A 17,416-nucleotide genomic window follows, 5' to 3' on the forward strand; every position below is an offset into this window, starting at 1 on the left:
TAGCGTCGCAACCGTGACATCGCTGTTCGACCCGGCTCCGGACGAGGCCGGCGCACCGGTCGTCGATCCGGGCGCCCCGCTGGCCGTCCGCATGCGCCCGCGGTCGCTGGACGAGGTCGTCGGCCAGCAGCACCTGCTCGGCCCGCGCGCCCCGCTGCGCCGGCTGGTGGAGTCCGACGAGCCGATGTCGCTGGTGCTCTACGGCCCGCCCGGCACGGGCAAGACCACGCTGGCGCACGTCATCTCGCTGGCCACCAAGCGTCAGTTCGTGCAGCTGTCCGCGCTGGACTCCGGGGTCAAGGAGGTGCGCGCGGTCATCCAGAGCGCCAAGCGGGAGCTCACCTTCTCCGGGCGCCGCACCGTCCTGTTCATCGACGAGGTCCACCGCTTCTCCAAGACCCAGCAGGACAGCCTGCTGTCCGCGGTGGAGGACCGGATCGTCAGCCTCATCGCGGCCACCACCGAGAACCCCTTCTTCTCCGTGGTCAGCCCGCTGCTCTCGCGCAGCCTGGTCCTGGCCCTGCAGCCCCTCGAGGACGACGACGTCCGCACGCTGCTGCACCGCGCGCTCACCAGCGACCGCGGGCTCGACGGCGCGGTCACCCTCAGCGCCGAGGCCGAGGAGCACCTGGTCCGGGTCGCGGGGGGAGACGGCCGCAAGGCGCTCACCGCCTTGGAGTCCGGCGCGGGCGCGGCACTGGCCGTGGGGGCGACCGAGATCGACCTGGCCACGCTGGAGACCGCCGTCGCGCAGGCCGCCGTGCGCTACGACCGTCAGGGCGACCAGCACTACGACGTCGCCAGCGCGCTGATCAAGAGCATCCGGGGCAGCGACGTCGACGCCGCGATGCACTACCTGGCCCGCATGGTCGAGGCGGGGGAGGACCCGCGCTTCATCGCCCGGCGGCTGGTCATCTCCGCCAGCGAGGACATCGGCATGGCCGATCCGACGGCGCTGCCGCTGGCCGTGGCGGCGATGCAGGCAGTGCAGATGATCGGCATGCCGGAGGGCCACTTCCCGCTGGCCCAGGCCGTCGTGCACCTGGCCACCGCGCCGAAGTCCGACGCGGTCACCAAGGCGATGGGGGAGTCGGTCGGCGACGTCCGCAAGGGGCTGGCCGGACCGGTGCCGCCGGGGCTGCGCGACGGCCACTACGCCGGCGCCAAGAAGCTCGGGCACGCGCAGACCTACGTGTACCCGCACAGCCACCCCGACGGCGTCGTCCCCCAGCAGTACCCGCCGGACGCGCTGGTCGGGAAGGACTACTACCGGCCGACCGGCAGGGGCGCGGAGGCGCGGCTGGGCGAGCGGCTGGCCAAGCTGCGGGCGATCGTCAGGCGCCGGCGCTGACGCCACTCGTCAGCGGAACGGGGACGCGGGACGTACCGACCGGCCCCGCGACTACTGTGGCCACTCCGGGCGGAGGCCGGTTCACCCGGCAGCGCCGGGCGAGCCGCCGGTCGCCGAGACCCCCAGATGAGGAGCACGTGTGTCCGCAGGAGAGATCGCCGGGCTGGTCGCCGCCGGTGCGTTGGTGCTGCTGGTGGTGCTGGTCGCCGTCCCGCTGCTCAAGCTCGGTCGCACGCTCGACGAGACGACGCTGACGATCCGGCAGGTACGCGAGCAGAGCGCTCCGATCCTGACCCAGGCCAGCACCACGGTGACCCACGTGAACAGCAACCTCGAGCGGGTCGACGACATCACCGGCAACGCCGCCAACGTCTCCAGCAACGTCGCCGCGCTCACCAGCGTCGTCGCCGCCACGCTGGGCAGCCCGCTGATCAAGGTCGCCGCCTTCTCCTACGGGGTGCGCAGCGCGACGAAGAAGAAGCGCGAGGGCGAGGCGCTGGCCGAGGCCGCGCGCCGTGACAAGGAGGCGCGCCGCGCTCGTCGTGCCTCCCGGCGGGCCGTCTGATGCGCCGGCTGTTCTGGCTGGCCATGGGCATCACCATCGGCGCGCTCGTCGTCCGCAAGCTGTCCCGCGCGGCGGAGAAGATGACCCCTGCGGGCATCGGCGCGAGCATCGCCGAGGGGCTGCGCGACCTGGCCGACGCCATCGGCGACTTCGGCGCCGACGTCCGCGATGCCATGGCCGAGCGCGAGCAGGAACTCCGCGCGGGCACGGGGCTGGACGCTCCGCTGCCGGCGACCGACCAGGTGCAGCTGCCCGGTCGCCGCGGGGCGCACACCTCCGAATCCTGACCTCCGCCGGGCGGCGCACCTCCGCCCGGCCCCGTCCGCCGACACCGAGAAGACCTGATGCAGACCGCCGAGATCCGCCGCCGCTTCCTCGAGCACTTCGCCACGCGCGGCCACACCGTCGTCCCCAGCGCCTCGCTGGTGTCGCCGGACCCCTCGCTGCTGTTCACCGTCGCCGGCATGGTCCCGTTCATCCCGTACCTGACCGGCCGGGAGCCGGCTCCGTTCCCGCGGGCGACCAGCGTGCAGAAGTGCGTGCGCACCCTCGACATCGAGGAGGTCGGCAAGACCACCCGCCACGGCACGTTCTTCCAGATGAACGGCAACTTCTCCTTCGGCGACTACTTCAAGGACGGCGCGATCCAGCACGCCTGGGAGCTGCTCACCGGGTCGGTCGCCGACGGTGGCCTGGGCTTCGACCCGGAGCGGCTCTGGGTGACGGTCTACCTGGACGACGACGAGGCGGCCGACGCGTGGCACCGCATCGCGGGCCTGCCGGTCGAGCGGATCCAGCGGCTGGGCAAGAAGGACAACTACTGGCACACCGGGGCGGCCGGCCCCGGCGGCCCCTGCTCGGAGATCTACTACGACCGCGGTCCCGAGTTCGGGCCCGAGGGCGGCCCGCTGGTCGACACCGCCGGCGACCGGTTCCTGGAGATCTGGAACCTGGTGTTCATGCAGTACGAGCTGACCGACGTGCGCAGCAAGGAGGAGTTCACCGTCGTCGGTGAGCTGCCCAACAAGAACATCGACACCGGCATGGGCCTGGAGCGCGTGGCCTTCCTGCTGCAGGGCGTCGACAACATGTACGAGATCGACGAGGTCGCCCCGGTGCTGCGCCGCGCCGCCGAGCTCGCCGGGGTCGCCTACGGCAAGGACCACGAGGCGGACGTGCGGCTGCGCGTCGTCGCTGACCACGTGCGCAGCGGCCTGATGCTCATCGGCGACGGGATCACGCCGGGCAACGAAGGCCGCGGCTACATCCTGCGCCGGCTGCTGCGCCGCGCCGTCCGTTCCATGAAGCTCCTCGGGGTCGAGGACGCCGCGCTGCCCGAGCTGCTGCCGGTCTCCCGCGACGCGATGAGCGCCAGCTATCCCGAGCTCGCCACCGATTTCGACCGCATCTCGAGCGTCGCCTACGCCGAGGAGGAGGCGTTCCGCCGCACCCTCACCTCCGGGACGGCGCTGTTCGACACCGCGGTCGCGCAGGCGAAGAAGGCCGGCACTCCCGCGCTCTCCGGCGAGCAGGCGTTCTCCCTGCACGACACCTACGGGTTCCCGATCGACGTCACCCTCGAGATGGCCGCCGAGCAGGGCGTGACCGTCGACGAGGAGGGCTTCCGCGCGCTCATGACCGAGCAGCGCGACCGGGCCCGCGCCGACGCCCGCGCCAAGCGCACCGGCTCGGTCGACGTGCTGGCCTACCGCCGGCTGCTGGCCGAGCACGGCCCCACCGACTGGCAGGCCTACGAGACCCTGCGGACGGACTCCCGCGTCCTCGGCGTCGTCACCGAGGGGGACGACGACGCCGCGCCGCGGCCGGTCGGCCCGGGCGAGATCACCCGTGTCGTGCTCGACCGCACGCCCTTCTACGCCGAGTCCGGTGGTCAGGTGGCCGACGCCGGCATCCTGACCTGGGACGGCGGCCGCGCCGAGGTCATCGACGTCCAGCGCCCGGTCAAGGGGCTGGTGGCCCACCAGGTGCGCATCCTCGAGGGCGAGCTGCGCGAGGGCGCCGAGCTGACCGCCGAGGTCGACCGCGAGTGGCGGCTGTCGGCCTGCCAGGCGCACTCGGGCACCCACGTGGTGCACGCCGCGCTGCGCCAGGTGCTCGGCCCCCAGGCGCTGCAGTCGGGTTCGTACAACCGCCCCGGCTACCTGCGGCTGGACTTCGCCTGGCAGGGCGCGCTCACCGCGCAGCAGCGCACCGACATCGAGGACGTCGCGAACGCCGCCGTCCGCGCCGACCACGCGGTGTCCGCCTCCTGGATGACGCTGCCCGAGGCGCGGGAGTTCGGCGCGCTGGCGCTGTTCGGCGAGACCTACGGCGAGCAGGTCCGCGTCGTGGAGATCGGCGGCCCGTGGTCGCGCGAGCTCTGCGGTGGCACGCACGTCCGCGGCAGCGCGCAGATCGGGACGCTGGCGCTGACCGGGGAGTCGTCGGTCGGCTCGGGCTCGCGCCGCGTGGAGGCCGTCGTGGGCCTGGAGGGCTTCCGCTACCTCGCCCGCGAGCGCGACCTGGTCCGCCAGCTGGCCGAGCTGCTCAAGACCCCGCAGGACGGGCTGGTCGAGCGGGTCGGGGGGATGCTGTCGCGCCTGCGCGACGTCGACCGCGAGCTGGCCGAGCTGCGCAGCCGGCAGAACCTGGCCGCCGCCGGTGAGCTGGCCGCCGGTGCGCGCGACGTCGGCGGGGTCGCGGTGGTCACCGGCGCGCCTTCCGGACTCGGCGGGGGTGACCTGCGCACCCTGGCCCTCGACGTCCGGGGACGGCTGGGCGACCGCCCGGCGGTCGTGCTGCTGGCCTCGGAGTCCGGTGGCAAGGTCGCCCTCGTGGCGGCGCTCAACCCGGCCGCCCTGGCGCAGGGGCTGTCGGCCAACGACGTGTTGAAGGCCGCGGCGGGTCCCGTCGGCGGTCGAGGTGGCGGAAAGGCCGATGTCGCCCAGGGTGGCGGCACCGACGCGGCGGGGATCCCCGACGCGCTGCAGGCCGGCGAACAGGCGGTTGCGGCCGCCACTGGGAGGTGAGCACCGTGCCCACGACCGAGGACAACGGTTCCGACTACAACCCCGAGGACACCGGTCCGGTCGGGGGCCGACGGCGCGAGCTGCCGGCTGTTCCGCCGGCGCGGCCCCGGCAGGCTCCCGGGAGTGCACCCGTGCACCACCCGACGACCGAGCTGGACCTCAGCCAGGGCTTTCCCCCGGTCTCGAACGAGACGGCCGAGATCGACCTGTCGGGTGGCTGGCCGGCGCACCTCAAGGTGCCGCCGAAGCCGCCGGCGCCAGCCCGGCAGACCGGCCGGGTGCTCGGCGTGGACGTCGGCACCGTGCGGGTCGGACTGGCGCTGTCGGACCCCACCGGCACGCTCGCCAGCCCGCTGGAGACGCTGCGGCGCGCCAAGGACGAGTCCGATCTCGACCGCCTCGCCGCGCTCGTGGTGGAACACGAGGTGACCGAGGTGGTGGTGGGGGAGCCGAGGCATCTGTCAGGTGCGTCGGGCGCGTCCGCCGAGGACGCCGCCGCCTACTCTCAGGCACTGGCCGACCGCATAGCGGATGTGCCGGTGTACCTGATCGACGAAAGGCTCTCGACCGTGACCGCAGCAAGTCACCTGCGTCAGGGCGGCATCGACAGCCGCAATCAGCGCTCCGTGATCGACCAGGCCGCGGCCGTGGTCATCCTGCAGCAGTACCTGGACAGCCGGCGGGCCCGGTCGTGACCGAACCCGGTGGTCCGGGCCGGCGGGGACGACACTCCGCCGGCGACGGCACCGGCGGCACCCCGTCCCTGCCCTGGACCGCCGGCGGTTCGCCGGCCGTCCCGGGCACTCCCTCTCCGTCGGCCGGCGGGATCGGCTTCGGTCCCCGGCACGGTGGCGAGGTCCCCGCGCGGCCGCGGTTCGAGCCGTGGGCCGACGCCGGTACCCCCACCGGCGGCATCCGCCGGGTCTCCGGCGTGCTGGACCGGCACGACGACCAGACCGGGCCGCTGCCCGAGCCCGCGTGGTGGTCCTACGGCTCGACCGACCACCCCCACCACCCGCGCGCCCGGCACGCCGGTGGCGACGACGGCGCCGCCGGTCGCCCCGCGGACCGGCCCACGCCCGACACCCAGCACCCGTCCGCGCCCCTCCCGCCGCTCCCGACCGGTGTGTGGGACCGGCTGCAGCCGCGTGCCACCGGCCCGCTCGACGACGACGCGACCGTCGCCCAGCCGGTCGCCCCCGGCCCGCACGCGTTCCCGGACCGCGATCCCGAGCGCCACGACCCGGGCCAGCACCACGCCGACCTCCACGCCGACCGCCACGACGCCGACCGCCACGGCGAGCACCCCGCCGACGGCGAGACCGACTCCTGGGAGCGCACCGGCGGCCTGGAGGTCATCGGTGCCCACGTCGAGGACGAGGTCCCCAGCGGTCGCCGCGGACGCCGGTCCACACGGGAGGTCGACGAGCCGCACCCCGACGACCTGCACGAGGACGACCACGGGGGCGCGATCCCCGTGGCTCCCTACGACCGGCGCGGCGGCCGTCGTCGCCGCCGGCCGTGGGCCGTGCTGCTCAGCGTGCTGGTGCTCGGCGGGCTGGTGGCCGGCATCGTCTTCGGCGTCCAGGCGCTGATGGGGCTGATGACCGCCGAGGACTACACCGGTCAGGGCGCCGGCGACGTGCAGATCCGCGTCCAGGAGGGCGACACGCTCAGCGACATCGCCCGGACGCTGGTCGACGAGGACGTGATCGCCTCGACCCGTCCGTTCGTGGACGCCGCCGAGGGGCGCCCCGAGGCCACCGGCATCCAGCCCGGCGTCTACGGCCTGCGCTCGCAGATGAGCGGCGCGGCCGCGCTGGACATGCTCCTCGGCGAAGGGTCCCGGGTGCTGTCCCGGGTCACCATCCCCGAGGGCCTGACCGTGGCGCAGATCCTGGAGCGCGTCGCCTCGGAGACCGGGAAGCCGATCGAGGAGCTGCAGGCCGCCGCGGCCGACCTCCCCGCGCTCGAGCTGCCGGCCTACGCCGGCGGCCAGCTGGAGGGCTACCTCTTCCCGGCGACCTACGACGTGGAGCCCGATCAGACGGCGCCGCAGATCCTCAAGATGATGGTGGAGCAGTTCACCACCGTGGCCGCGGGGCTGGACCTCGAGGCGCGGGCGGCGGCTGCCGGTCGCACGCCGGCCGACGTCGTCACCGTCGCCTCGATGATCCAGTCGGAGACCCGGCTGGACGAGGAGCGGCCCGACGTCGCGCAGGTGATCTACAACCGGCTCTCGCAGAACATCCCGCTCGGCATCGACGCCACGCTGGCCTACGGGCTGAACAAGAGCGGCAACGACCTGACGGTCACCGACCTGCAGACCGACGGGCCCTTCAACACCCGCAAGCGCACGGGTCTGACGCCGACACCGATCAGTTCGCCCGGCGAGGCGAGCCTGGAGGCGGCGCTGACCCCGAGCTCCGGAAACCTGCTGTACTACGTGCTCGAGAGCGCCGACGGCAACCACTTCTTCACCGCCGACTACGCCGAGTTCCAGGCCGCCCGGCAGCGGTGCGCCGAGGCCGGCCTCGGCTGCGGTGGCTGACGGAGCGATGGCGCACGGTCCCCGGCGGGCTGCGGTCCTCGGGCGACCGGTCTCGCACTCGCTCTCGCCGCTGGTGCACCGGGCGGCCTATGCCGCACTCGGCCTCGACGACTGGCGCTACGACGCGCTGGACGTCGGGGCCGAGGACCTGCCCGACCTGCTCGCCGGGCTGGACGAGGAGTGGCGCGGCTTCTCGGTGACCATGCCGTGCAAGCAGGCGGCGGTCGACGTCGCCGACCGGGTGGAGCCGCTGCCCCGGCTGCTGCACGCCGCGAACACCCTCGTCCGCGAGGACGACGGCGGGTGGCGGGCGGAGAACACCGACGTCGCCGGCATCGGCACCGCCCTGCAGGTGGCCGGGATCGAGTCGGTCGACCGCGCCGCCGTCCTCGGGGCCGGGGGCACCGCCGCGGCTGCCGCCGTCGCGCTGGCGTCGCTCGGCGCACGGCACGTCGACGTGGTGGTCCGCGACCCCTCGCGCGCCGTCGACCTCGTCCGCGTGCTCGACGTCCTGCAGGTGCCGGTGACCGTGTCGGCGCTCGACGGCGCGGAGGTCGACGCGCCGGTCGTGGTCAGCACCGTGCCCGTCGCCGGGCAGCCGGCGGTCAGCGCCCTGCCCTGGCGGGCGGGTCAGACCGTCCTCGACGTGCTGTACGCCCCGTGGCCGACGCCGCTGGCCGAGCGGGTCACCGCCGCCGGCGGCACGGTGATCGGCGGCGCCGAGGTGCTGTTCTGGCAGGCCACCGTCCAGGTCGAGCTCATGACCGGGCAGCAGGCGCCGATCGCGGAGATGCGCCGGGCACTGGACGCCGCGCTCTCCGTGCGCTGACCCCTCACCGTGGACCTCTCCCGGCCGGTGCTCGCCGGAGCCGTGCTGGTGACCGCGGTGGCGGTGGGGCCGTGGCTGGCCCGGGTCGCGGTCCGGCTGGCCGCCCGCGACGGCGCGGCGCTGCCCACCCCGCTGCGCACCGGGGTCATGACGGCCGCCTTCGCCGCGCTGCTCGCCGGGGCGGGGGAGCTGACCGGGCTGCGGCCGGCCACCGCGGGCCTGGCCTGGGCCGCCGGCGCGGCGGTCGTGCTGGCGTCCACCGACCTGGCCGTGCACCGCCTGCCCGACCGGGTCACCTACCCGAGCTACGCCGTGTGCTCGACCGCGCTGCTCGTCGACGCCGCGGTGCACGGCACGTGGGGCGCGCTGCTCACCGCCGCGGCCGCCGGCACCACCGCGGTGCTGGTCGGCGGGCTCGGCTGGTTCGTCTCGCCGCAGGGGCTGGGCCTGGGGGACGTGAAGCTGCTCGGGCTACTGGGCCTCGTGCTCGGCTGGTTCGGCTGGGGCGTGCTCATGGCCGGGGTCTTCCTCGGCCTGCTTGCCGGTGCGCTCGTCTCGGTCCTCCTCCTGGCCACCCGCCGCGTCGGCTGGCGCACCGCGATCCCCTTCGGCCCCCCGCTGCTGGCCGGCGCGGTGCTGGCCCTCGCACTGGGGGCCGTGCCCCCGGGGTGAGTGGCGGGCCGGCGGTGGCCGTACTGGCACAATCGCGCCCATGTTGCGCTGGTTGACCGCAGGGGAATCGCACGGTCAGCAGCTCACCGCGATCCTGGAGGGCCTGCCCGCCGGCGTCGAGGTGCAGACCACCGACCTCGACCGCGAGCTGGCCCGCCGCCGGCTCGGGCACGGTCGCGGCGCGCGGATGTCCTTCGAGCAGGACGAGGTGACCCTCACCGGCGGCGTCCGGCACGGGCGGACGCAGGGCGGCCCCATCGCCGTCCAGGTGGGCAACACCGAGTGGCCCAAGTGGTCGACGGTCATGTCGGCCGACCCGGTCGACGCCGAGGTGCTCGAGGGCCAGGCGCGCAACGCGCCGCTGACCCGCCCGCGTCCCGGGCACGCCGACCTGGCGGGCATGCAGAAGTACGGCTTCGACGATGCCCGCCCCGTGCTCGAGCGCGCCAGCGCCCGCGAGACCGCGGCCCGTGTGGCCCTCGGCGCGATCGCGCAGGCCTTCCTGCGCCAGGCCCTCGGTGTCTCCGTGGTGAGCCACGTGGTCGCCATCGGCCCGGTGACCGCGCCCGACGGCCTGCTCCCCGGGCCGGACGACAACCCGTCCATCGACGAGGACCCGGTGCGTTGTGCGGACCCGGCCACGAGTGCCGCGATGGTGGCCGAGATCGACGACGTCCGGAGAGGTGGCGACACCCTCGGCGGTGTCATCGAGGTCGTCGTGCACGGGCTGCCGCCCGGCCTGGGCAGCCACGTGCACTGGGACCGGCGGCTGGATTCCCGGCTCGCCGGCGCCCTCATGGGCGTGCAGTCGGTCAAGGCGGTGGAGGTCGGCGACGGCCTGGAGACCGCCCGGCGCCGCGGCTCGGTGGCCCACGACGAGATCGTGCTGGCCGACGGGCCCGACGGCGCGAAGCGGGTGCAGCGCCTGACCGACCGCGCCGGCGGCATCGAGGGCGGCATGACCAACGGCGAGGTGCTGCGCGTGCGCGCCGCCATGAAGCCGATCAGCACCGTGCCGCGCGCGCTGCAGACCGTCGACGTCGCCACGCAGGAGCCCGCCGTCGCGATCAACCAGCGCAGCGACGCCTGCGCCGTGCCCCGGGGCTCCGTGGTGATGGAGGCGATGGTGGCGCTGGTCCTCGCCGACGCCGTCCTGGAGAAGTTCGGCGGCGACTCGGTCGCCGAGACCCGCCGCAACGTGCGGGCCTACCTCGACTCGCTCCCGCTCCGGTGACCGGCCCGCTGCTGGTGCTGGTCGGCCCACCGGCGTCGGGCAAGACGACGGTGGGCACCGCGGTGGCGGCCGCGCTCGGCGTGGCGTTCCGCGACACCGACCGGGACGTCGAGGACGCCACGGGCAGCAGTGTCGCCGATCTGTTCGTCGAGCACGGCGAGCCGCACTTCCGGGACCTGGAGCGGGCGGCGGTGGCACTCGCGCTGGCCGAGCACGACGGCGTGCTGGCGCTGGGCGGCGGTGCGGTGATGCACGCCGACACGCGGCAGTTGCTCGTCGCCCACGGAGGCGGTGGCGGCGTGGTCGTCTGGCTGGACGTCGACCTGCCCTCGGCGGCGAAGCGGGTGGGCCTGTCCCGCGACCGGCCGCTGCTGGCGGTCAACCCCCGCGCCATGCTGCGCACGATGCTCGAGGACCGCGCGCCGCTCTACCGCGAGGTGGCCACCGCCACCGTGCCGACCAGCAACCGCACGACCGACGAGGTGGTCGCCGACGTGCTGGCACTGATCCTGGGAGGGGACCCCCGATGAGGCAGGTCCAGGTCGCCGGTGAGCGGCCCTACGAGGTGCTCATCGGGGCCGGGGCGCAGGCCCGGCTCGGGCTGGTGCTCGACGGCACCGCCCGCGCCGTCGTCGTGCACTCGCCGCCGCTGAAGGCGGCAGCCGGTGCCGCGGTCGAGACGCTGCAGACCGCCGGCGTCGCCGCCGAGGCGATCGTCGTGCCCGACGGCGAGGCCGCCAAGACCGCCGAGGTCGCGGCCGGCGCCTGGGAGCAGTTCGGCCGGCTGGGGCTCACCCGCACCGACGCCGTCGTCGGCCTGGGCGGGGGAGCGGTGACCGACCTGGCCGGCTTCCTCGCCGCCACCTGGGCGCGCGGCGTGCGCGTGGTGCAGGTGCCCACCAGCCTGCTGGGCATGGTCGACGCCGCGGTCGGCGGCAAGACCGGCATCAACACCTCGGCGGGCAAGAACCTCGTCGGCGCCTTCCACCCGCCGGCCGCCGTACTGGCCGACACCGACGCCCTGGCCGGGCTGCCCGACGCGGAGTTCCGCTCGGGGCTGGCCGAGGTGGTCAAGTGCGGCTTCATCGCCGACGGCGAGATCCTGCGGCTGCTGGGGGAGGACCCCACCGGCCGCCGCGACACCGAGGAGCTCATCGCGCGCGCCGTCCAGGTGAAGGCCGACGCCGTGGGACAGGACCTGCGCGACACCGGCGTCCGGGAGTTCCTCAACTACGGGCACACGCTGGGCCACGCGATCGAGCGGATCGAGGACTTCGGCTGGCGGCACGGCGAGGCCGTCGCCGTCGGCATGGTCTTCGCCGCCGAGCTGGCCGGGCAGGCCGGGTTGCTCACCCCCGCGGAGGTGGAGCGGCACCGCGAGCTCATCACCGCCATGGGCCTGCCGACGACCTACCGCGGGGACTGGGTGCAGCTGCAGCAGGTCATGCGCGTGGACAAGAAGGCCCGCGGCGCGACGCTGCGCTTCGTCGTCCTCGACGGGATCGGCAACCCCCGGATCCTGACCGACCCCGACCAGTCCTGGCTCGACGCCGCCTGGGCCGCCGTGAACGGAGACAACGCATGACGATCCAGGTCCTCAACGGCGCCAACCTCGGCCGGCTCGGCACGCGGGAGCCGGAGATCTACGGCTCGACGACCTACGCCCAGCTGGTCGACGTCATCGAGACGACCGCGCGGGAGCTCGAGCTGGACGTCGTGGTCCGCCAGACCGACGACGAGGCCGAGCTGCTGCGCTGGATCCACGAGGCCACCGACGCCGGTCACCCCGTCGTCCTCAACCCGGCGTCGTGGTCGCACACCTCGGTCGCCCTGCACGACGCCCTCGCCGCGCTGAACACGCCGCTGGTCGAGGTGCACATCAGCAACATCCACAAGCGCGAGGCGTTCCGGCACCACTCGTACGTCTCCGCCGTGGCCGACGGCGTCATCGCGGGCCTGGGTGTGGAGGGCTACGTGCTCGCGCTGCAGTGGATGTCGCTGCGGGGTCACCGGTGAGCGGACGCGCCGCGGCACGCCGGGACGCGCTGCGGGCCACAGCCGCCGAGCGCGGACTGGACGCCGTCCTGGTCACCAACCTGCTCAACGTCCGCTACCTCACCGGGTTCACCGGCTCGAACGGCGCGCTGCTCGTGCGCACCGACGGCAGCTCCTCAGGTGGCGGGGACCTGTTCGGCACCGACGGCCGCTACACGACCCAGGCGGCCGCCCAGGTCCCCGACGTCGAGGTGCTGGTGGACCGCGGCACCGTGCCGGCACTGGCGCGCGCCGCCGTGCGCAGCGGCACCGGCCGGCTCGGCTTCGAGTCCCACGACCTGACCGTCGACGGGCTGGAGCAGCTGCGCTCGGTCCTCGCCGACGCGGTGGCCGGCGGCACCGTGCCGGAGCTGGAGTCGGTCCGCCGCGCGGTCGAGGCGCAGCGCGCGATCAAGGACGACGGGGAGATCGACGCACTCCGTCGCGCCTGCGCGGTCGCCGACCAGGCGCTGGCCGAGCTCGCCGCGGAGGGGGCGCTGCGGCCGGGGCGGACCGAGCTGGAGGTCGGCCGCGAGCTGGACGCCCGCATGCTCGCGCTGGGCGCCGAGGCGCCCTCGTTCGAGACGATCGTCGCCGCCGGCGCGAACTCGGCCATCCCGCACCACCGGCCCGACGCCACCGTGCTGCGCGACGGCGACTTCCTGAAGCTGGACTTCGGCGCCACCGTCGACGGGTACCACTCCGACATGACCCGCACGGTCGTGCTCACGCACGCCGCGGACTGGCAGCGCGAGATCTACGCCCTGGTCGCCGAGTCGCAGGCGGCGGGACGGGCGGCACTGGCCGTCGGTGCCGACGTCGTCGCGGTGGACGCCGCCTCCCGCGACGTCATCGCCCAGGCCGGGCACGGCGGCCACTTCACCCACGGACTGGGGCACGGTGTCGGGCTGGAGATCCACGAGGCGCCGGGGATCGGGCCGCTGGGCGCGGGTACCCTTGCTGCCGGCATGGCCGTCACCGTGGAGCCGGGCGTCTACCTGCCCGGCCACGGCGGTGTCCGGATCGAGGACACCCTGGTCGTCACGGACGACGCGCCCGAACTGTTGACCCTCACGAGCAAGGAACTGCTGGTTCTCTGATGGCTACCACCAACGACCTGAAGAACGGCATCGTCCTGAAGCTGGACGGCCAGCTCTGGACCGTCACCGACTTCCAGCACGTGAAGCCCGGCAAGGGCGGTGCGTTCGTGCGCACCACGCTGAAGAACGTGCTCTCGGGCAAGGTCGTCGACAAGACGTTCAACGCCGGCCTGAAGGTCGAGACGGCCACGGTCGACAAGCGGAACATGACCTTCCTGTACAAGGACGGCGCCGACTTCGTCTTCATGGACGGCGACACGTTCGACCAGATCACCGTGCCTGCGGCGACGGTCGGCGGCGCGGCGGACTACATGCTGGAGAACACCGAGGCCATGGTCGCGGTGAACGAGGGCGTGCCGCTGTACATCGAGCTCCCCGTGACCCTGGAGCTCGTGGTCGCGCACACCGACCCAGGTCTGCAGGGCGACCGCTCGACCGGTGGCACCAAGCCGGCGACGCTGGAGACCGGCGCGGAGATCCAGGTCCCGCTGTTCATCACCACCGGCGAGAAGCTCAAGGTCGACACCCGCGACGGCCGGTACCTCGGCCGCGCCAACTGAGCCGGCTGTTGGTCCACACCCGGTCCGCCCGCTGATGGCCGCACGTAGCAAGGCACGCAAGCGCGCCGTCGACGTCCTCTACGAGGCCGACGTCCGCGGCCGCAACCGACGGGAGCTGCTCGGCGAGCGCGTCGCCGACGGCAACCCGCCGGTGCCCGAGCACACGATCCGCCTGGTCGAGGGTTTCGACGAGAACGCCCGGCGCATCGACGAGCTGATCGACACGCACGCCTCGGGCTGGTCGATCGACCGGCTGCCCGACGTCGACCGCGCGATCCTGCGCATGGCGGTCTACGAGCTGCTCTGGGCCGACGACGTCCCCGACGCCGTGGTGATCGACGAGGCGGTGGAGCTGGCCAAGACGCTCTCCACCGACGACTCGCCGGCCTACGTCAACGGCGTCCTGGGCGCGATCCTCGCCGCCGAGGTCCCCACCGCCTGACGCGCCGAGTGCGCACTTCCCCACCTCTCGCGTGACGTGAGACGGGGGGAAGCGCGCACTCGCGGCGCTCAGTGCAGGTCGCGCTTGGCGAACAGGACGGTGCCGACGGCGACAACGACCACGGTCACGGCGGCCAGGAACACCCCAGCCTGCAGGTGGCCGAGGTAGTACTCCGTCGTCTCCACCATCCCGGACGCGTCGGGCTGGTCGCCGTAGGTCGTGATGGTGTACCCGCCCTGCTGGACCAGGCCGAGGGCGTTGCTGCTGAGCAGCCACTGCTGCCACAGGGGGCGGATGGCCCGGACCAGGTTCTCGCCGATGACCAGGTAGACGAACGCGATGCCCAGGGCGGCGCCGGTGTTGCGCACGAGGTTGGTCAGGCCGAAGGCCAGCAGCGCGGCGATGACGGTGAGCAACACACCGCGGGCCTGGGTCTGCAGCAGATCGCTCCAGAACCCGTCGGGCAGGTCGGCGTCGAGACCGACGAAGGCGCGCAGGATGCCCGACATCGCCAGCCAGCCGGCCTGGGCCACCACCCCGATGAGGGCCGCCGCCGCGACGAGGACCACCGCCTTGGCGGCGATCACCTGCATCCGGCGCGGCACCCAGAACAGCAGGGCGACCAGCGAGCGCGAGGACCACTCCGCGCCGATCCAGGTGGCGCCCACGAGCGCGGCGACGACGGCACCGATGCCGGCGAAGGTGAGGGCCCCGTCGAAGCCGGAGGAGGCGAAGTCGAACGGCGCGGTGTCCAGGTACCAGGCGAGCTCGTAGTCCTCGCGGGTCTGCTCCGGCCCGCAGAACTCCTCGGCCGAGGTCCCAGGGGGTGGACCGCCCGTGCCGGCCTCGCCGGTCTCCGCCAGGCACTGCTCCCGGTACTGCTCGCTCATCGCCACGTCGGCGTCGATCTGCTGCTCGGCGCGGGCGATCTCGTCGGCACCCGGGTTGCCGTACTGGGTGAGGGCAATCCCGGTGACGACGATCCAGCCGACCACGGCCAGCATCAGCACCACCTGGATGAACCGGCGGGACCGGAAGCGGTGCAGCTCCGAGCGCAGCAGGCTGCCGAAGCTGGACCGGGCCGTCACCGGGTCGGTGGGCCGGGGCGACGGCTGCTCCACGACGGCGCTCACGCCGCGGTCCCGGGCGCGGTGGGCCCGTCGTGCGGCTGGTCGCCGGTGATGGCGAGGAAGGCGCTCTCCAGGTCGGGGGTCACCCGTCTCAGCTCCTCGAGGTAGAGGCCGGACCCGGCCAGGACGCGGGTGATGTCGCTGGGGGTGGCGACGGAGTGGACCATCAGGGCGCCGTCCGCGGGGGAGACGGAGAAGCCGGCCCCCTGCAGCACCCCGGCGGCGGCGGCCGGGTCGGCGATCTGCACGAGGACGTCGCCGGTGCCGCGGCTGGCGAGCACCTCGTCCACCGGTCCGGAGGCCACGCAGCGGCCGCGGGCCAGGATGGACACCGAGTCGCAGACCTGCTGGATCTCGGCCAGCAGGTGCGAGGAGAGCAGGACGGTCGTGTGGCCGTCGCGGCCGAGGCGGCGGATGAGCTCGCGGACGTCGCGGATGCCGGCGGGGTCCAGGCCGTTGCTGGGCTCGTCGAGGATGAGCAGGCGCGGCGCCTTGAGCAGGGCCGCGGCGATGCCGAGCCGTTGCTTCATGCCGAGCGAGTAGCCCTTGAAGCGGTCGTCGGCGCGGCTGCGGAGGTCGACCAGCTCGAGGCACTCCTCGACGCGGGCCTTCGACACTCCGGCGGCCTCGGCGAGCAGCTGCAGGTTGAGCCGGCCGGAGAAGCCCGGGAAGAACAGCGGCGTCTCGACCAGTGCGCCGACCGAGCCGATCACGTCGGGGAGGCCCGACGGCACCGGCTGGTCGAGCAGGCGGATCTCACCGCCGCCCGCGTCGGCCGACACCAGGCCGAGGAGCACCCGGATCGTGGTGGTCTTGCCCGAGCCGTTCGGCCCGAGGAACCCGTGGACGCCACCGGACTCCACGAGGAGGTCCAGGTTGTCCAGCGCCCTCTGCGGGGGACGCCCGCGACGTCGGTAGCTCTTGGACACCGCGGTCAGCTGTACGGCCGGCATGGGGTGGCTCCCTGCTCCGAGGCCCAGCGCCGCGGGTGGCAGCAGACTGGCACAGCGGAGCACATCGGAGCGCCGATCAGGCCGCGTGTCGGAGTGCTTACGGACCGCAACCGCCTCGCCGTAGAGCCGGCCGGCGGCCGGATGACGACGAAGGGCCCCCGCCGGATCGGCGGGGGCCCCTCGACGGTGTTCCCGTCAGCGCGGGGCGCGGCGGCGCTCCCAGTCGGGGTTGAGCTCCTCGTCGTCGTCGTCGGGGCCGCCGAAGCCCACGACGCTGTCCATGCCGGCGGAGATGACGCCCCACTCGATCAGCCGCGAGGTGAGCTCGTCGGGGCTCATGTCGTAGATGATCGCCAGCGACTTCAGGTCCTCGGCGCGGATGGAGAGGACCTTGCCGTTGTAGTCGTGCCGCTGCGCCTGGATGGTCGAGGCGTAGCGGGCCAGCGGGCCGGCCTCGTCGGCGGGCAGCGAGCCCAGCGACTCGAGGTTCAGCACGATCTTGCTGCTGGAGGTCACCGCGGAGCTCGGCCGCGGGTCGGGCAGCAGCTCGGAGACCGGCACGCCGTAGAAGACGGCCAGCTCGGAGAGGCGCTGGACGGTGACGGCGCGGTCGCCGCGCTCGTACGAGCCGACGACGACTGCCTTCCAGCGGCCGTGCGACTTGTCCTCCACCCCCTGCAGGGACAGACCCTGCTGGTTGCGGATGGCGCGGAGCCGGGCGCCCAGGGCCCGTGAGTAGTCGGTGCTCATCGCGTTCCTGCTCACTGTGCGTCGTCTGGGGAAGGTCCTGATCGTCACTGAGCGTACTGGTCGACGGCCGCGCGCAACACCCGGTCGGGCGCCCGGCTCCACGATGGTGGAGAAGCGCCGGGCCACCGACCTGGGGTTCCGCACCGGAACCGGACCGGTTTCCGCCGTGCAGTACCGTCGGGGGCAGGTCCACCCACTCCTTTAACGACCCGTCCA

The 17,416-nt window shown here is 73.9% G+C and carries 18 protein-coding genes; 15 read left to right on the plus strand and 3 right to left on the minus strand.

The window, feature by feature from the left end; translation table 11 throughout:
- Positions 1-13: 13 nt before the first annotated feature.
- The 15 genes from BLS70_RS14935 to nusB all read left to right on the plus strand — a co-directional run bounded on the left by BLS70_RS14935 (position 14) and on the right by nusB (position 14,367).
- The gene (locus BLS70_RS14935; protein WP_091769612.1) at positions 14-1,351 is read left to right on the plus strand and encodes a replication-associated recombination protein A; all 1,338 of its coding nucleotides are present in this window, start codon (positions 14-16) and stop codon (positions 1,349-1,351) included.
- A gap of 139 nt (positions 1,352-1,490) precedes the next feature.
- Entirely contained in the window at positions 1,491-1,916 is a 426-nt protein-coding gene (locus BLS70_RS14940; RefSeq protein ID WP_091769614.1) for a DUF948 domain-containing protein, read from the plus strand.
- A complete protein-coding gene (locus tag BLS70_RS14945; protein WP_091769616.1) occupies positions 1,916-2,203 on the plus strand; it encodes a hypothetical protein in 288 nt (95 codons plus the stop codon). The genes BLS70_RS14940 and BLS70_RS14945 overlap by 1 nt, the downstream gene beginning before the upstream one ends.
- Positions 2,204-2,260: 57 nt before the next feature.
- The gene (gene alaS, locus BLS70_RS14950; protein WP_091769618.1) at positions 2,261-4,945 is read left to right on the plus strand and encodes an alanine--tRNA ligase; all 2,685 of its coding nucleotides are present in this window, start codon (positions 2,261-2,263) and stop codon (positions 4,943-4,945) included.
- Between the two features lie 131 nt (positions 4,946-5,076).
- A complete protein-coding gene (gene ruvX, locus BLS70_RS14955; RefSeq protein WP_255362490.1) occupies positions 5,077-5,640 on the plus strand; it encodes a Holliday junction resolvase RuvX in 564 nt (187 codons plus the stop codon).
- Positions 5,637-7,496: an endolytic transglycosylase MltG gene (gene mltG / locus BLS70_RS14960; RefSeq protein ID WP_091769620.1), complete on the plus strand. Its 1,860-nt coding sequence runs from the start codon at positions 5,637-5,639 to the stop codon at positions 7,494-7,496. The genes ruvX and mltG overlap by 4 nt, the downstream gene beginning before the upstream one ends.
- 7 nt (positions 7,497-7,503) lie before the next feature.
- Positions 7,504-8,325: a shikimate dehydrogenase gene (locus tag BLS70_RS14965; RefSeq protein ID WP_091769622.1), complete on the plus strand. Its 822-nt coding sequence runs from the start codon at positions 7,504-7,506 to the stop codon at positions 8,323-8,325.
- Positions 8,326-8,334: 9 nt separating this feature from the next.
- A complete protein-coding gene (locus BLS70_RS14970; protein ID WP_091769624.1) occupies positions 8,335-8,997 on the plus strand; it encodes a prepilin peptidase in 663 nt (220 codons plus the stop codon).
- A 40-nt stretch (positions 8,998-9,037) separates the two neighbouring features.
- A complete protein-coding gene (aroC, locus tag BLS70_RS14975; RefSeq protein ID WP_091769626.1) occupies positions 9,038-10,231 on the plus strand; it encodes a chorismate synthase in 1,194 nt (397 codons plus the stop codon).
- Positions 10,228-10,761 (plus strand): shikimate kinase, encoded by a 534-nt coding sequence (locus tag BLS70_RS14980; protein WP_091769628.1) that lies wholly within the window; start codon positions 10,228-10,230, stop codon positions 10,759-10,761. Before aroC ends, BLS70_RS14980 begins: the two co-directional genes overlap by 4 nt.
- Positions 10,758-11,816, plus strand: coding sequence for a 3-dehydroquinate synthase (gene aroB / locus BLS70_RS14985; protein WP_091769630.1), 1,059 nt, complete (start codon positions 10,758-10,760; stop codon positions 11,814-11,816). Before BLS70_RS14980 ends, aroB begins: the two co-directional genes overlap by 4 nt.
- The gene (gene aroQ / locus BLS70_RS14990; RefSeq protein ID WP_091769632.1) at positions 11,813-12,247 is read left to right on the plus strand and encodes a type II 3-dehydroquinate dehydratase; all 435 of its coding nucleotides are present in this window, start codon (positions 11,813-11,815) and stop codon (positions 12,245-12,247) included. The genes aroB and aroQ overlap by 4 nt, the downstream gene beginning before the upstream one ends.
- Positions 12,244-13,365 (plus strand): M24 family metallopeptidase, encoded by a 1,122-nt coding sequence (locus tag BLS70_RS14995; RefSeq protein WP_091769634.1) that lies wholly within the window; start codon positions 12,244-12,246, stop codon positions 13,363-13,365. The genes aroQ and BLS70_RS14995 overlap by 4 nt, the downstream gene beginning before the upstream one ends.
- Positions 13,365-13,925: an elongation factor P gene (gene efp / locus BLS70_RS15000; RefSeq protein WP_091769636.1), complete on the plus strand. Its 561-nt coding sequence runs from the start codon at positions 13,365-13,367 to the stop codon at positions 13,923-13,925. The genes BLS70_RS14995 and efp overlap by 1 nt, the downstream gene beginning before the upstream one ends.
- 34 nt (positions 13,926-13,959) lie before the next feature.
- Entirely contained in the window at positions 13,960-14,367 is a 408-nt protein-coding gene (gene nusB, locus BLS70_RS15005; RefSeq protein WP_091769638.1) for a transcription antitermination factor NusB, read from the plus strand.
- Positions 14,368-14,435: 68 nt separating this feature from the next.
- On the opposite strand, the gene BLS70_RS15010 is transcribed toward nusB, so the two are convergent.
- The 3 genes from BLS70_RS15010 to bldD form a co-directional block, all read right to left on the minus strand.
- The gene (locus BLS70_RS15010) at positions 14,436-15,500 is read right to left on the minus strand and encodes an ABC transporter permease subunit (protein WP_091769640.1); all 1,065 of its coding nucleotides are present in this window, start codon (positions 15,498-15,500) and stop codon (positions 14,436-14,438) included.
- Complete coding sequence (locus BLS70_RS15015; RefSeq protein ID WP_091769642.1) at positions 15,497-16,450, minus strand: ABC transporter ATP-binding protein; 954 nt, start codon at positions 16,448-16,450, stop codon at positions 15,497-15,499. The genes BLS70_RS15010 and BLS70_RS15015 overlap by 4 nt, the downstream gene beginning before the upstream one ends.
- Before the next feature lie 195 nt (positions 16,451-16,645).
- Positions 16,646-17,200 carry a transcriptional regulator BldD gene (bldD, locus tag BLS70_RS15020; RefSeq protein ID WP_091769645.1) on the minus strand — a complete coding sequence of 185 codons (555 nt, stop codon included), beginning with the start codon at positions 17,198-17,200 and terminating at the stop codon, positions 16,646-16,648.
- Positions 17,201-17,416 lie beyond the last annotated feature (216 nt).

Origin of the sequence: Blastococcus aurantiacus, assembly GCF_900102425.1 — a bacterium.
Taxonomy (GTDB): Bacteria; Actinomycetota; Actinomycetes; order Mycobacteriales; family Geodermatophilaceae; genus Blastococcus; species Blastococcus aurantiacus.